Genomic DNA, 14,656 nt, shown 5'->3' on the forward strand with positions numbered 1-14,656 from the left:
GCCTGCTCATCGCGCCACCGGCCGCAGCAGCAGCTTGTGCGGGCGGAGCGTGATGCCCACCCGGGTCCCGTCGTTCGACCCCGCCACCTGCTCGAAGCGGTACTTCGTGGCGAGCGCCGCCGTGATCAGCGTCAGCTGCGCCATAGAGAAGTGGTCGCTCGGGCACTTGCGGTTGCCGACGCTGAAGGGGCTCATGGCGTATTTCGGCACCTCCTTCACCCGTTCCGGAAGCCAGCGGTCGGGGTCGAAGCCGAGGCTGTCCTTGTACGACTTCGGGTCGCGCTGGACCGCGTACGGGCTGTAGACGATGTCCGCACCGGCCGGAATGCGATAGCCACCGAGTTCCGTGTCGGTGACCGCGCGGCGCGTCAATATCCACACCGCGGGACGCAAACGCATGGCCTCGACGACGACATTGTTGGTGTGCCGGAGCGAGCGGACGTCGTCGAATGCGACGGGACGGCCGCCCGTTACGGATTCGACCTCGTCGCGCACCCTGTCCGCGTGTTCCGGATGTTCCGCGAGGACTTGGAGCAGCCACATGATCGTGGACGCCACCGTTTCGCTGCCCGGGGTGACTATCGCGACGACCTGGTCGTGGATCTCCTGTTCCCCGATGGGGTCGCCATTGTCGTCCTTCGCCTCCAGCAATGCCGTCAGCAAATCGTCCGGCTTTTGACCAGACGCCCGGCGCTCGGCGATGATCTCGTCGACGAGGAGATGCAAATCGGCCAGGGCCGCGTTGAATTTCCGGTTGGGCGGCAGGGGCAAGTCGTAGAGCGGCCCGAGGGGCACGACCATCCGCCGGTACATCCCGCGGAAGACGGTGGCGAGGGCGACGCAGAGCCGCTCGGCCCGCTCGTCCATGAAGTCGCCGCGCAGCAGACAGCGGGCCGCGATCCGGACGGCCACCCGGAAGGACTCGGTGGTGCAGTCGACGGTCTCGCCGGGGCGCCAGCGCTCGGTCAGCGCATGCGCCTCCTCCTCCATGATCGGCCCGTACGCGGGGATCGCGTCGAGCCGGAAGGCGGGCTGGATGGTGCGCCGCTGACGCCGGTGCTGCGGGCCGTTGGCGGTGGCCACGCCCTCCTTGCCGAGCAGGCCTTCCAGGGACTCCCACAGCGGCCCGGCGATGACGAAGTCGGGGTTGAGCGCGAGGGCTCCGGTGAGGGCCGGCGTGGTCGGCGCGTAGACCTCCTTCGGACCCAGTTTGAGCCGGACGACCTCGCCGTGGTCGCGGAGCTGGGACATGAAGGCCAGCGGGTCGCGCAGCAGCTTCAGGCCGTGTCCGAGGAGCGGGACGCCGCCGCCCGCCAGGGGTGCTTCACGCAGCCCGGACGCCGGGGTCGCCGGCGCTTCGGGCTTCACAGACTCGACGGTCATTTCTCACCTGCCGCTTCGTTGTTGACGTACGGGGGCGTGGACCGGTCGTCCCAGCTGTCGACCGTGTAGCGGCCGGACTCGTGGTGGAACCAGTAGACGGTGCTGAACCAGTTGCGCATATTGCCGACGCAGGCGCGCACGGTGTGACTCAGCTCCTTTCCCAGGACCGTTCCGTCGGCGAGGGAATCCGCGAACCGTAAGGCGTCGTTCTCGGCGACGAGGAATGCGTCGATGCATTCCTCGACCCGTCGCCTGACATCGCGTACCGCCTGTTTGAGGCTCATTCCCTCGTGTTTGATGAGGCTTATTCCGAGGTTGTGGACCTCGTCACCCGCTATTTCCTTCGGCAGTGAGCAGAGGTCGTTGTACCAGGCGGCGAATTCCTGACTCAGCAGTGCCGCCTGCCGATAGGCCGGGTGTTTCCGGACCCGGTCCGGGAGTTCCCGGCCCGCGCTCGGTTCCAGCAGATCGGTCCAGATCCAGTGCGCGAAGGTGAGGCGGCGCAGGGCGAGGTATTCCTCGACGGTCGGCACCACGCCTTCGGTGCGGTTGTGGAATTCCCGGTCGTACGCCTCGATCACCTCGTGGAAGTGCCGGGCGAACCGGGCGTTCCACGTTCGCGGCAGGAAGGAGTAGAGCCGCACCATGCTGTCCGCGAACCCGGCGACCAGCGGATCTTCGTGGTGCAGATGGTCCCCGGGAGCGTCGAGGGCCGCGTGCAGCCGGAACCTGAGCTGCCGCCAGGCCTCGGCCCTCCCGTGGACGATGTCGCGGTCGTGCCGGTCGTCCCAGACGAAGAACCACGCGCTGTAATCCGCTATCGCCTGGAGGACCTCGTCGGGGGCGCCCAGGTAGTAGCCCGCCATGAGGTCGGTGTAGCAAAGACCGTCGGCATATTCCTCCACCTTGTCCGCCGGCATGAGCCGCTTTTCCAGCAGCCAGGTGCGTGTCTTCTCCTGGAGCTGGGGCCAATACGGGTGGAGTTGCCGGGGAAACGCCGCCTCGATCACCGAGAGATGGAGCGAGGGTGGGACCGCGACCGCTGTCGGTGTCGATGTGGTGCCGTGTGAGAAAGCATGCACGAACTAACCCCTCTCAGCCGCCAGTTGCGCACGCCCCTCCCGCTGTACCGGGCGTGCGCCGTTGCGTATCCCCGCACTTCCCATTCAGCCCTACAACTGACCGGTCTGGGAACGGATTTGCACCATTCACTACCCCACAGTGCCGAGAATCTCCCCTTGTGTGACTGATTCTGGATCAGTAAGGGAGCACAAGCGATCGAACGTACGACGGACAGACGAACGGCGCCTGTTCAGGAAGGGGTTCCTGAACAGACGCCGTACGGAGGGGACTTGTGGGGTCCCGGTCGCTCTCAGTCGTTCGCGACGACAGGGTAGCGGGGCTCGTTCTCGGCCATCTGCCGCAGCGCGTCCTTGCGTTCACGCTTGGAGAGCCGGTCGATGTAGAGGTACCCGTACAGATGATCGGTCTCGTGCTGCAAACACCGAGCGAAGTACCCGGTGCCGCGCACCTTGATCGGGTTGCCCTTCTCGTCCTGCCCGGTCACCTCGGCGTAGTCGGGGCGCGCGAGCGGCGCGTACGCCGTCGGCACCGACAGACAGCCCTCGTTGCTGTCGTCCAGGCGGCGCTTCTCGGCGGGCAGGTCGACGAGCTTGGGGTTGCAGACGACACCGACGTGCCGGGCGCCCTCGTCGTCCATGCAGTCGTAGACGAAGACCTTCAGATCGACGCCGATCTGGTTGGCGGCCAGGCCCACGCCCTCGGCGGTGCGCTGAGAGGCGAACATGTCCGCGACCAGCTGGTCCAGCTCCGCGCCGAACTCGGTGACGTCCTCGCACTCCTTGTGCAGCACCGGGTTCCCGACGACGGTGATGGGCCGCGAGGTGCCCCGCTCACGCCACGCGTTCTCGCGCTCCTCGGCGTCCTGGGTGTCGATGACGAAACCCTCGTCGTCCACGGGAAGCACGCCCGCGTGCTGCTGATCGGTGTCCTGCTGCGCCATGACCGACGATGCCTTCCTAAACCAAAACAGGGGGTTGATGCTGATACAGGGTAAGGGGAGCTTGCTTTTAGGGGCGCGGGGCTGTGTCAATATGCGGCTCCGCCGCGTGGGCGCGACCGGCCACGACGAGCCCGCAGCCGAAAGAAGTCAGCACACCTCTTCAAGATCGCGCCAGTCCCGAGAATCAGGGCTGTCGGCGACCCACCCGTCCAACAACCCCCGCACCAGCGAAGCCGGCGCCGCAACCCCACACTCCCGCTCCGGCACCCACAACTGCCCGTCCGTCCGATGCCCCAGCGGCCCGGGATGCCCCGGCTCACTGTGATCGTGCGGATCAAGATGCTCCCCGTCACCCTCGTCCGACGGCATCCGCGACTCCGAGCACATCCGGCACAGCAGCCGCACCGAGGAAGACCAGTCCTCCGCCGCGAACCCCGCGTCGGCCGCGAGCTGCTCCAGCGCGTCCCGATCCGCCTCCGTGGCGGCCTCAAGGAGCACGACCCACGTCGGCACCGGCGAAGGCGCCCACAGCTCGATCTCGTCGAAGACGGGATAGGAGTGCCCGGCGGCGGTCGTCCGCTCCCCATGAGGCACCCCGTCGTGCAGCACGACCTCACCCCACCGCCGCCCGGAGGACGGCAACGGAATGGACAGCACCTCCATCCGGGCCGGATCCAGCCGACGCCCCCACACCACCTCGGCCTCACCCTCGGGCGAGAGCCGTACGGCCGCGCTGCCGAGGTCCATGCCGACCGGCTCACCGGGGTCGGCCGCCCCGCCCGGCACCCGCAGCCCGTAGGCCTGCCAGGCCCGCCGGGCCAGCGGCCAGTCCTGCAACGCGGTGGCCGCGATGCCGACGTTCCACCAGTCGGGTGCGCCCGTCTCCCGGTCGAGGAGGGCGACGGCACGCAGCCCGGCCGCACGGGCCTGCTCCCAGTCGTGCCGGAACTTGTGCAGCAGGGCGAGGTTGAACCAGGACTCGGACAGCCACGGCTCCAGATCGGCGGCGCGCGTCAGCAGCGCGCCCGCGTCCTCGTACCGACCGTCGCCGATCAGCGTGAACGCGCGGTCGGTGGCCTGCCGCCAGGAGGCGGAGGGCCGGTGCCGTCCTTTGCCGAAGATCCTCACGATTCCCGCCTGCCAGTTGCCCTCAGTGACCTCGCCACTGCCCCCGGAATCCCTCTCCTTCGCATCCAACCACGTGCGGCTGGAGGGGCGCTCATTACCCATGGGTTACCCAGCCGAGGGCAGGGTCAGACAGTCTCTCGCCAGCACCCTGGCCAGCGCCTCCACGACCTCCGGCGCGTAGTCCCCCGCGGTCGCGAGCCGCAGCTCCTCCAGTGCGGTGAAGGGCCCTCCGGGCCCGGCGTCCCGCGCCTTCTCCTCGTAGGCGTTCACCGTCCGTACGATCCGCGCGGCGACCGGCTGCTGCCGGTAGGGGTCGGCCTGCCGCTCCACGACCACGGCGACCGCGCCGTCCACCCCGGTCTGCCGTACGACGGCCCCGCCGAGCAGCGCGATCCGCCGCTGCTCCGCTGGGGGCAGGGCGGCCGTGGCCCCGGCGGGCACCGGGTCGACCAGGCTGAGCTGTCCGATGTCGTGCATGAGGGCGGCGTACTCCAGGACGGTGAGGTCTCGCCCGGACAGCCCCAGGTCCCGGCCGACGGCACGGCTGAGCGCGGCGACACGGCGGGCGTGTCCGGCGGGGGTGTATCCGGCGATCTCGGTGGCGCGGGCGAGGGAGGCGATGGTCTGCCGGTAGGTGGTGCGGACGGCGGCGTAGCGCCGGAAGGAGAGCTGGGTGAGCAGCAGGGGCACACAGAACACCGGCAGCGCCCACAGGCCGATGACGGCGACCGCGAGGGCCATGACGGCGCCGGTCGCGCAGACGGCGGAGCCGATGCCGAGCAGCGCCCGCAGCTCGTCGCGCAGCAGGGGGCCGAAGGGCCAGCGGGTGCGGGAGTGCCGTAGCGCGGCGGCGAGCACGGCGTCGCACAGGGCGGTGAGGGCGAGGATCGCGATCAGCAGCAGGGCGTACGCCGGTCCGCCCCAGGCGGTGAACACGCCCTGGTTGTAGAGGGGTTGGAAGCACACGGCGGCGAAGCCGGTGCTGAGCACGCGCCGCGCGAGATGGTCCGGCGCCCGTCCGCTGCCCCGCCAGATGTGCGGCACGCTGCCCAGCAGCCCGGCCGCGACGACGACCGCCACCACCTGGGCCACCCCGTGCTCTGTCGCCCGCCCGGCGTCCGCCCCGAGCAGCGCGTACGACAGCGCCCCGGCGGCCCCGAGCGGCGCGGCCTCCCTGACCTGGGCGCCGGTCCACCGCGTCAGCTCCCCCACGCCGATCAGCACCCCGAAGGCGACCGCGACGCCGCGCTCCTCCAGGCCGGTCCAGAGGGTGACGGCGAGGGAGACACCGGCGACCAGGGCGGCGGAGGTGTGGACGAGACTCAACAGCAGCGGCGCCCGGCACACCCGCGCCGACGCACCGGCCGAGACCGACCCCGCCCTCGCCCCCGCCACGGACACGCCGCCCGCGGCACCCGCCCCAGTGGCGTCACTCCTAGCGCCCGGCACGACCTCGCTCATCGCCGCACCACCCCCACCCGGCCCCGCCCCGCTCATCGCCGTACCCCGGACCGGCCGCCCACCGGACGCCGCGGCGCCGGCAGCCGGGTCGCCTCGTCCGCCGTCACCGCGGGATGCCAGCCGTGGCGTCCCAGGGCCCGGACGAGTGCCGTCACCATCCGTGGGTCGAACTGCGTCCCCGCGCACCGCTCCAGTTCCTCCAGCGCCGTCCCCACCGGCCGCGCCCTGCTGTAGGACCGGGTGGACGTCATCGCGTCGAAGGCGTCGGCGACCGCGACCACCCGCGCCGACTCGGGGATCTGCGCCCCGACCAGCCCGTACGGGTACCCGCTGCCGTCCAGCCGTTCGTGATGGTGCAGTACGGCGGCCCGGGCCTCCCCCAGAAAGGAGATGCCGCGCACCATCTCGTGCCCGTACTCGGGATGCAGCTCGATGATCCGGCGTTCCTCGGGCGTCAGCGGTCCGTCCTTGCGCAGCAGCCGCGTCGGGACGCCCAGCTTGCCCACGTCGTGCAGGATGCCGGCGAAGCGGAGGACCTCGATACGGCCCTCGTCCATCCCCAGCTCACGGGCGATCATCATCGAGGCCTGGCCGACGCGTTCACTGTGTCCGCGCGTGTACTCGTCCTTGATGTCGACGGCCTGCACCAGCGCGCGGATGGTCGCCTGGTGGGCGGCCCGCTCCCGGTGGTACTGCGCGAACGCCCACCAGGACACACACATCGGCAGCAGCACGAGCAGCGCGGCGACGGGCCCGTACGGGCTGCGCCACAGGACGGCCATCATGAGCCCGGCGAGCCCGTGCACGGCGATCGGCGCGAGGGACCGTACGAAGAGCCCCCGCCAGGCCAGCCGGGCCGGGACGCCGTCCGCGAGCGCCAGGATGCCGCCGTCGAGCACGGTCAGTACCAGGCAGAAGGCGACGACGGCCGCCCCCGCCGGGACGAGCGCGTAGGGAAAGTCGGAGTGGACGACGGCGTCGCGGCCGCCCAGCGCCCAGTGCACCCGGGACGCGGCCCAGGCGGCGAGGGCGAGTTGGGAGGCCCGCCAGATCCGGCGCGGCAGCCGTGGCCGTCGGACCACCGGGGAGAGCAGCGCCCCCGGCACCGCGACGAGCGCGGCGGCGGGCGGCGGCAGCAGAAAGGCACCGGCGAGCAGGACGGGGTAGAACGAGCCGGAGAGCCGCTCGCCGCCCGCGTAGAGGACGGCGAGCAGGGCCACCGCCCACCACGGGGCGCGTACCGCCGGCAGCAGGTGCAGGCAGTACAGGGCGGCGAGGGCCACACAGCCGAGGTACACACGGGCCCGTGCGGGTATCGCCTCCATACACCCCTCCCCGGGCACGCGCTTCCAGCACGGGAGCCTAGGGCGGTGAGGGGGAGGTCCGCGGGCTTATGACCCGTGGATTAGCACGTTCGAGTGACGACCGTGCGTTCAGGATTCCTGCGGGGTGGCCGGGGCGGCGGCGACGTCGTGGTCCGGCACGGCCTGTCCGGAGCGGATCAGGTCGAGCCGGCCAAGCACCTTGGAACGCAGGTCCGTGGGGACGTCGTCATGTCCGCAGCACCGCTTGACCAGCTTCTTCACGGCCTCTTCGAGCCCGTACTTCTCCAGGCAAGGCGAGCACTCGGTGAAGTGCTGCTTGAACTTGTCCCGGTCGACGTCCGGCATCTCGCTGTCGAGGAACTCGTAGAGATGGTCGAGTACCTCACTGCAGTCCGTCTCGTGCGGCTCTCCGCAGCTCATGAGCCCGAACCTTTCACTTCGTTCGACTCTCCGGCGCCGGCCGGGACCAGCCCGCGCTCACGGGCGTAGTCCTCGAGCATGCCGCGCAGTTGACGGCGGCCCCGGTGCAGCCGGGACATCACCGTACCGATGGGTGTCCCCATGATGTCCGCGATCTCCTTGTAGGCAAAGCCCTCGACGTCCGCCAGATACACGGCGATACGGAATTCCTCGGGGATCGCCTGGAGCGCTTCCTTCACGTCCGAGTCGGGCAGGTGGTCCAGCGCCTGCGACTCGGCGGAGCGCAGACCGGTCGACATGTGCGACTCGGCGCGCGCCAGCTGCCAGTCCTCGATCTCCTCGGCCGCGGAGCGCTGGGGTTCACGCTGCTTCTTGCGGTACGAGTTGATGAACGTGTTGGTCAGGATCCGGTACAGCCACGCCTTGAGGTTGGTGCCCTCGCGGAACTGGTGGAAGGACGCGTACGCCTTGGCGTAGGTCTCCTGCACCAGGTCCTCGGCGTCGGCCGGGTTGCGCGTCATCCGCAGGGCGGCCGAGTACATCTGGTCGAGGAATTCGAGCGCGTCCCGCTCGAAGCGCGCGCTGCGCTCCGTCGTGGACTCCGTGCCCGTGCCCTGGCCCTCGGGCTGCTCCGCCTGGCCGTGTTCGGTCCCTGCGTCGGTACCGGGAACCGGACCCACCTCCTCAAGTTTCTGGGCGGCGTCGAAGCCGATGCCACCAGAATCGGAGGATAGACGACTACCCGTGCCCGCCGCGCCTCGAATAGGCGTGGTCTTGCCCGCGTGCAGCACCGTCCAGTCCAGGTCAGCGCGGCTGCTGCGGGTCGGGCAGAAGGTCGAACCCATGCGGCGGACTTCCTCTCCTCAGACGTGTGAGCGCTTCTGTCCCGCTCAACAGAGGTCCGCCGCACAACATTCCCGGCTCTTTACCCGAGTGACTGGACCCACTTCAAGACCGCGTCCGTGATGACCGTCACGGCCTCGTCCTGACCGATGTCCGCCCTCTTCGGCACCGCGAATCCATGATCGCCGTAGGGCACCTCGACCAGTTCGTAAGCGCCCCCGGCCGGGAACTCGTCCGGTTTCCCGAAGGGATCGTTGCCGCCCTGTACGACGAGGGTGGGCACCCCGGAGCCGAGCAGCTCCTCGGCGCGCGACTTCTCCGGCTTGCCCGGCGGGTGGAGCGGGAAGCTGAGGGCGAGCACCGCGGCGGCGCCCAGCTCCACGGCGGTACGGCAGGCCACCCGGGCTCCGGCACTGCGCCCGCCGGAGACGACGGGGAGCCCCGGCTTCGCGACCGCGGGCCAGATCCCGCGCCACCCGATGTCGAGGGTCCTGGGCGCGGGGGCGAGCTTCTTGCCCGCCACCCGCCAGGGCTGCTCGACGAGGGCGACGGTCACGCCGTGCGCCGGGAGGGTCCGAGCGAGGGCCTGGAGATCCCGTGCCTCGATGCCACCGCCCGCCCCATGGCTGACGGCGAGGACGAGGCGGGCCTTCTTTCTGGCCTTGTGCCAGGTGATGCGGGCGTCCCCGGCGTCCGTGCTGACGATCTCAGTGGTGGTCACGTCAGAAGAGTGTGCCCTCCTCGGGCCCCTCCAGCTCCTTCAGCAGCTCCGGCCCGTTGTTGCGGACGTTGCTGACGGCGGTGGAGACGGGGTAGGCGCGCATCAGCCCGGGCGGGGGCGGCGCGAGCAGGGAGCGCAGGTCCTCGACGTCCGTGCGGGACGGGTCCAGCCAGGAGTCCCAGCGGTCCGGCGTCAGCATCAGCGGCATCCGGGGGTGGATGTCGGCGAGCGCGTGCGGTCCGTCGGCGGGGGCCACGGCGAGCGGGCTCGTCTCGGCCTCGGTCGTGATCACCGAGCAGGTCACCCACCAGGACTGCGGATGGTCGTCGGGCAGGGTCTTGTCGCGCCAGAACTCGTACAGCCCGGCCATCGCGAACACCGAGCCGTCGGCGGGCAGCACGAAGTACGGCTGCTTGCGCGGCCGCTTCTTCTTCCCCTCGACCTCCAACTCCCGCTCGGCGGCGGCCGTGACCCACTCGTAGTAGCCGTCGGCGGGGATGATGCAGCGGCGCGAGGAGAAGGCCCGCTTGTAGGAGGGCTTCTCGTGGACGGTCTCCGCGCGGGCGTTGATCATCCGGGCGCCGCCCTCGGGGGTCTTGGACCAGCTCGGCACCAGTCCCCACTTGAGCTTGCGGAGCTGCCGAACCGGCTTCGGATCGTCGGCGTCCTTAAGAGGACGGTCGAGGACGGCGTAGACCTCCTTGGTCGGGGCCACGTTGTAGTCGGGGGCCAGGGTCTCCTCGGGCTCCCACTTCTCGATCTCAAAGATTCCTGCGAGATCCTCGGGCCTACGACTAGCTGCATACCGTCCGCACATACGTGCCACACTGCCAGACTCCGTACGACGAGAGGGAGCCACCGCCGAACATGGACACCAGTACCGCGTCCTCTCTCTGGGACGAGCTGATCGGCACCCAGCCCGACCCCGACCTGTGGGTGGTCCTCGCCACCATGGGCGCGGCGCTCGCCATAGTCGTCCCGCACACCCTGTGGCGCATCTCGCGCAACGCCATCACCATCGCCCACGAGGGCGGCCACGGGCTGGTCGCGCTGCTCACCGGCCGCACGCTGACCGGCATACGGCTGCACTCCGACACCAGCGGCCTGACCGTCAGCAAGGGCAAGCCGTACGGCATCGGCATGATCCTCACCGCGTCCGCCGGCTACACCGCTCCCCCGCTGCTGGGCCTGGGCGGCGCGGCCCTCCTCGCGGCCGGCCGCATCACCCTGCTCCTGTGGCTGGCCACGGCGCTCCTGGTCGCGATGCTGGTGATGATCCGCAACGCGTACGGCGCCCTGACGGTGGTGCTCACGGGCGGCACGTTCGTGGTGGTGTCATGGCTCGCGGGCCCTCAGGTGCAGGCCGCTTTCGCCTACGCGGTCGTGTGGTTCTTGTTGCTCGGTGGAGTTCGACCGGCATTCGAGTTGCAGGCGAAGCGGGCACGCGGAGGAGCGGGCGACTCGGACGCGGACCAGCTGTCGAGGCTGACGCATGTACCGGCGGGCCTGTGGTTGTTCCTGTTCCACGCGGTGAGCCTGTGTTCGCTGATAGGTGGCGGCAGGTGGTTGCTGGAGGTATGACGCGCCCCGAAGGGGCAAGCGCCAGGGGCGCGGGGCTGTGTTCATTTGCGGCTACCGCCGCGTGGGCGCGACCAGCCACAACGGCGGCGCACCCGAAAGACCGCCCACCACTAAAGTGGACCTCATGGCTTTGAACCCCTCAGAAACCGCCCTCTGGCCCGCCCCCTATGCAAGCGGAGCCGTCGACGCGACAGTCCACGTCCCGGGGTCGAAGTCCGTCACCAACCGCGCCCTGGTCCTCGCATCCCTCGCCTCGGAACCCGGCTGGCTGCGCCGCCCCCTCCGCTCCCGCGACACCCTCCTCATGGCCGCCGCGCTCCGCGAGATGGGCGTGGGCATCGAGGAGGGCGTGGGCCCCGACGGCACCGGCGAGACCTGGCGCGTGCTGCCGGCCGGCCTCCGTGGCCCGGCCACCGTCAACGTCGGCAACGCAGGCACCGTCATGCGCTTCCTCCCGCCCGTCGCCGCCCTCGCCGACGGCCCCATCCGTTTCGACGGTGACCCGAGGTCGTACGAGCGCCCCCTGAACGGCGTGATCGACGCCCTCCGTGTCCTCGGCGCCCGTATCGACGACGACGGCCGTGGCGCACTGCCGCTGACGGTCCACGGCGGCGGCGCGCTGGACGGCGGCCCGGTGGAGATCGACGCGTCGAGCTCGTCCCAGTTCGTGAGCGCCCTCCTGCTCTCCGGCCCCCGCTTCAACCAGGGCGTGGAGGTGCGCCACGTCGGCGCCACGCTGCCCTCCATGCCCCACATCCGGATGACCGTCGACATGCTGCGCGCGGTCGGTGCCCAGGTGGACACCCCGGAGTCGGGTGGCGAGCCGAACGTGTGGCGGGTGACGCCGGGCGCGCTGCTCGGCCGGGACCTCACCATCGAGCCCGACCTCTCCAACGCCCAGCCGTTCCTGGCCGCTGCCCTGGTGACCGGCGGCAAGGTCGTCGTCCCGGACTGGCCGGCCCGGACCACGCAGCCCGGTGACAAGCTGCGGGAGATCTTCACCGAGATGGGTGGTTCCTGCGAACTCACCGAGTACGGGCTGGTGTTCACCGGTTCGGGTGCGATCCACGGCATTGACGTGGACCTGAGCGAGGTCGGCGAACTGACCCCCGGTATCGCGGCGGTCGCCGCCCTCGCCGACTCCCCCTCGACGCTGCGCGGGGTGGCTCACCTGCGGCTGCACGAGACGGACCGGCTGGCCGCACTCACCAAGGAGATCAACGAACTCGGCGGTGACGTGACCGAGACCGCCGACGGTCTGCACATCCGCCCGCGCCGGTTGCACGGCGGGATCTTCCACACCTACGAGGACCACCGCATGGCGACGGCCGGCGCGATCATCGGCCTCGCGGTCGAGGGCGTACAGATCGAGAACGTGGCGACGACCGCGAAGACACTGCCGGACTTCCCCGACCTGTGGACCGGGATGCTCGGGAGCGACGGGGCGTAGGGACACACCGCCATGCGTCGCTACGGCAAGCACACCGACGAGGACGACATCCGCTCCCGCCCCAACCGCAAGGGCAACCGGCCGCGTACGAACATCCGCCCGAAGCACGAGGAAGCGGTCGAGGGCATGGTCCTCACCGTGGACCGGGGCCGGCTGACCTGTCTGGTCGAGGACCGGGTCGTGATGGCCATGAAGGCCCGCGAACTGGGCCGCAAGGCGGCGATCGTCGGTGACCGGGTCGCCATCGTCGGCGATCTCTCCGGTCAGAAGGACACCCTGGCCCGGATCGTCCGCATCGAGCCGCGCACCTCGGTGCTGCGCCGCACGGCGGACGACGACGATCCCTACGAGCGGGTGGTCGTCGCCAACGCCGACCAGCTCGCCATCGTCACCGCCCTCGCCGACCCCGAGCCCCGCCCCCGCCTGATCGACCGCTGCCTGGTCGCGGCGTACGACGGCGGCCTGGAACCGCTCCTGGTCCTGACGAAGTCGGACCTCGCCCCGGCGGACAAGCTGCTTGAGCTGTACGGCGACCTCGACATCCCCTACGTCGTCACCAGCCGCGAGGAGCTGGAGAACGGCGACGCGGCGGGCCGGGTGCGCGAGCAGCTCGACGGCAAGATCACGGCGTTCGTCGGCCACTCGGGCGTCGGCAAGACGACCCTGGTCAACGCCCTGGTCCCGGTGGAGCGGCGGCGCCAGACCGGCCATGTGAACGCGGTGACGGGCCGCGGCCGGCACACCACGACCTCGGCGCTGGCGCTTCCCCTGGACGGCGACGACGGCTGGGTGATCGACACTCCGGGCGTCCGGTCGTTCGGCCTGCACCACGTGGACCCGTCCCGGGTGATCCACGCGTTCCCGGACCTGGAACCGGGAACCGAGGGCTGTCCGCGCGCGTGCAGTCATGACGAGCCGGACTGCGCGCTCGACCAGTGGGTGGCGGACGGCCACGCGGATCCCGCCCGCCTCTACTCGCTGCGTCGGCTGCTGGCCACCCGGGAGCGGAAGGAAGGCGACTGACCTCCGCGTTGTTTGTGGGCCCGCGAGTCCGGTAAGTGCATAATCGCACCGAGCCGGACCGAGCCGGACCAACGGGAGGACAGCACATGGCGTGGCTGCTGGTAGTGGTGGCCGGGTTGCTGGAAACCGGATTCGCCGTGTGTCTCAAGCTCTCCCACGGCTTCACCCGGCTCTGGCCCACGGTCGCCTTCTGCATCTTCGCCCTGGGCAGCTTCGGTCTGCTGACCCTGTCGCTGAGGAAGCTCGACGTGGGCCCGGCGTACGCGGTGTGGACGGGCATCGGCGCGGCCGGGACGGCGATCTACGGGATGATCTTCCTCGGCGACCTGGTCTCGACCCTGAAGCTCGTCTCGATCAGCTTCGTCATCGTCGGCGTGATCGGCCTCCAGCTGTCGGGCTCGGCGCACTGAACGCCGCTCGCTAGACCGGCTGCCGATACAGCGCGGCACGCACGAGATCCGTGACGCCGCCCTCCCCCGGCGGGGCCGACACACAGGAGAGTGCGAGCCGTACGACGAGTTCGCAGGAGCGGGCCAGCTCGGCCGTGTCCTGCTTGGCCGCGCCGGGCCCGCCCAGTGCCGCCACGGCACGGTCGCGCACCAGCGCCACGAAGTCGCCGGGCGAGGGCAGCGGACCGTCGGCCCGGCGCTGGGCCGGCACCGCGGAGGAGGACGGGACCGCGGAGAGCGTCGGCGCGGGCAGGCGCTCGTTCCAGCAGCCGGTGAGCATGGCCCGTACGAGCGCGTTCTCGCGGGCCGTGCCGGCCGTCCACTCGGCGGTGGCGGTGAGCCGGTCACGGGCGTCGGCGTGGGTGGCGAGCGCGCGTTCGACGCCGGCGAGATACCCGTCGGCCTCCCTTCTGACGAGCGCGCGGGCCAGCCCTTCCTTGCTCCCGAACTCGTTGTACAGCGTCTGCCGGGACACCCCGGCCGCCGCGGCGACGTCCACCATCCGCACCGCGGACCACGGCCGGCGCGCGAGCGCCGTGTACGCGGCGTCGAGCAGGGACTCCCTCGCTGCAGGCATCATCGCCTCCTAGGGGCGAGCGGCTCTGCGCCCAGATTTGACGCGCGTGATGGCACTGTCAAGGGTTCGCGAGGGCACGAGGGGGCGCCCCTGATCCGCCGTACGCCGCCGCACACCCGCCGCTCCACCGGGCTCCGCAGGTGGGCGACGGCCTCCGGTCCGCCGAGCCCGCGGGGAGCGGAGGCCGCCGGTCCGCCAGGTTCCGTCCACTCCGCGCACACTGTCCACACTCCGGCCCCTGTAGCCCCGTACCGCACCCGGCAGATACCGTT

15 protein-coding genes are annotated in these 14,656 nt (G+C 70.7%); 4 read left to right on the top strand and 11 right to left on the bottom strand.

Translation table 11 applies throughout. The features are described 5' to 3' along the window. Window positions 1-6: 6 nt before the first annotated feature. From OG885_RS15765 to OG885_RS15810, 10 genes are all read right to left on the bottom strand, one after another. A complete protein-coding gene (locus OG885_RS15765) occupies window positions 7-1,383 on the bottom strand; it encodes a cytochrome P450 (RefSeq protein ID WP_405731396.1) in 1,377 nt (458 codons plus the stop codon). Further along, window positions 1,380-2,465, bottom strand: a complete 1,086-nt coding sequence (gene cyc1 / locus OG885_RS15770; RefSeq protein ID WP_405731398.1) for an epi-isozizaene synthase — start codon at window positions 2,463-2,465, stop codon at window positions 1,380-1,382. Before cyc1 ends, OG885_RS15765 begins: the two co-directional genes overlap by 4 nt. A gap of 290 nt (window positions 2,466-2,755) precedes the next feature. Continuing rightward, entirely contained in the window at window positions 2,756-3,406 is a 651-nt protein-coding gene (def, locus tag OG885_RS15775) for a peptide deformylase (RefSeq protein WP_405731400.1), read from the bottom strand. 147 nt (window positions 3,407-3,553) lie between these two features. Continuing rightward, window positions 3,554-4,534: a tetratricopeptide repeat protein gene (locus OG885_RS15780; RefSeq protein ID WP_405731402.1), complete on the bottom strand. Its 981-nt coding sequence runs from the start codon at window positions 4,532-4,534 to the stop codon at window positions 3,554-3,556. A gap of 105 nt (window positions 4,535-4,639) precedes the next feature. Next, a complete protein-coding gene (locus OG885_RS15785) occupies window positions 4,640-5,995 on the bottom strand; it encodes an HD-GYP domain-containing protein (RefSeq protein ID WP_405731404.1) in 1,356 nt (451 codons plus the stop codon). A 32-nt stretch (window positions 5,996-6,027) separates the two neighbouring features. Next, window positions 6,028-7,320, bottom strand: coding sequence for an HD-GYP domain-containing protein (locus OG885_RS15790; RefSeq protein WP_405731406.1), 1,293 nt, complete (start codon window positions 7,318-7,320; stop codon window positions 6,028-6,030). 108 nt (window positions 7,321-7,428) lie between these two features. Continuing rightward, window positions 7,429-7,740, bottom strand: a complete 312-nt coding sequence (gene rsrA / locus OG885_RS15795; protein ID WP_405731408.1) for a mycothiol system anti-sigma-R factor — start codon at window positions 7,738-7,740, stop codon at window positions 7,429-7,431. Next, on the bottom strand, window positions 7,737-8,420 hold the full coding sequence (gene sigR, locus OG885_RS15800; protein WP_399950000.1) for an RNA polymerase sigma factor SigR: 684 nt from the start codon (window positions 8,418-8,420) through the stop codon (window positions 7,737-7,739). Before sigR ends, rsrA begins: the two co-directional genes overlap by 4 nt. A 245-nt stretch (window positions 8,421-8,665) precedes the next feature. Next, window positions 8,666-9,304 carry an alpha/beta family hydrolase gene (locus OG885_RS15805; RefSeq protein ID WP_405731410.1) on the bottom strand — a complete coding sequence of 213 codons (639 nt, stop codon included), beginning with the start codon at window positions 9,302-9,304 and terminating at the stop codon, window positions 8,666-8,668. A gap of 1 nt (window position 9,305) precedes the next feature. Next, complete coding sequence (locus OG885_RS15810) at window positions 9,306-10,121, bottom strand: SOS response-associated peptidase (RefSeq protein WP_405731412.1); 816 nt, start codon at window positions 10,119-10,121, stop codon at window positions 9,306-9,308. Window positions 10,122-10,171: 50 nt separating this feature from the next. Here OG885_RS15810 and OG885_RS15815 point away from each other — a divergent pair, with 50 nt between their 5' ends. From OG885_RS15815 to OG885_RS15830, 4 genes are all read left to right on the top strand, one after another. After that, complete coding sequence (locus OG885_RS15815) at window positions 10,172-10,885, top strand: M50 family metallopeptidase (protein ID WP_405731414.1); 714 nt, start codon at window positions 10,172-10,174, stop codon at window positions 10,883-10,885. A gap of 124 nt (window positions 10,886-11,009) precedes the next feature. Continuing rightward, entirely contained in the window at window positions 11,010-12,335 is a 1,326-nt protein-coding gene (aroA, locus tag OG885_RS15820) for a 3-phosphoshikimate 1-carboxyvinyltransferase (RefSeq protein ID WP_405731416.1), read from the top strand. A gap of 12 nt (window positions 12,336-12,347) precedes the next feature. Beyond that, window positions 12,348-13,358 (top strand): ribosome small subunit-dependent GTPase A, encoded by a 1,011-nt coding sequence (gene rsgA / locus OG885_RS15825; RefSeq protein WP_405731418.1) that lies wholly within the window; start codon window positions 12,348-12,350, stop codon window positions 13,356-13,358. 86 nt (window positions 13,359-13,444) lie between these two features. Beyond that, window positions 13,445-13,768 (top strand): multidrug efflux SMR transporter, encoded by a 324-nt coding sequence (locus OG885_RS15830; protein ID WP_059192440.1) that lies wholly within the window; start codon window positions 13,445-13,447, stop codon window positions 13,766-13,768. Window positions 13,769-13,778: 10 nt separating this feature from the next. On the opposite strand, the gene OG885_RS15835 is transcribed toward OG885_RS15830, so the two are convergent. Beyond that, window positions 13,779-14,387, bottom strand: coding sequence for a TetR/AcrR family transcriptional regulator (locus OG885_RS15835; RefSeq protein ID WP_405731421.1), 609 nt, complete (start codon window positions 14,385-14,387; stop codon window positions 13,779-13,781). Between the last annotated feature and the right edge of the window lie 269 nt (window positions 14,388-14,656).

The organism is Streptomyces sp. NBC_00028 (assembly GCF_045041065.1).
GTDB lineage: Bacteria > Actinomycetota > Actinomycetes > Streptomycetales > Streptomycetaceae > Streptomyces.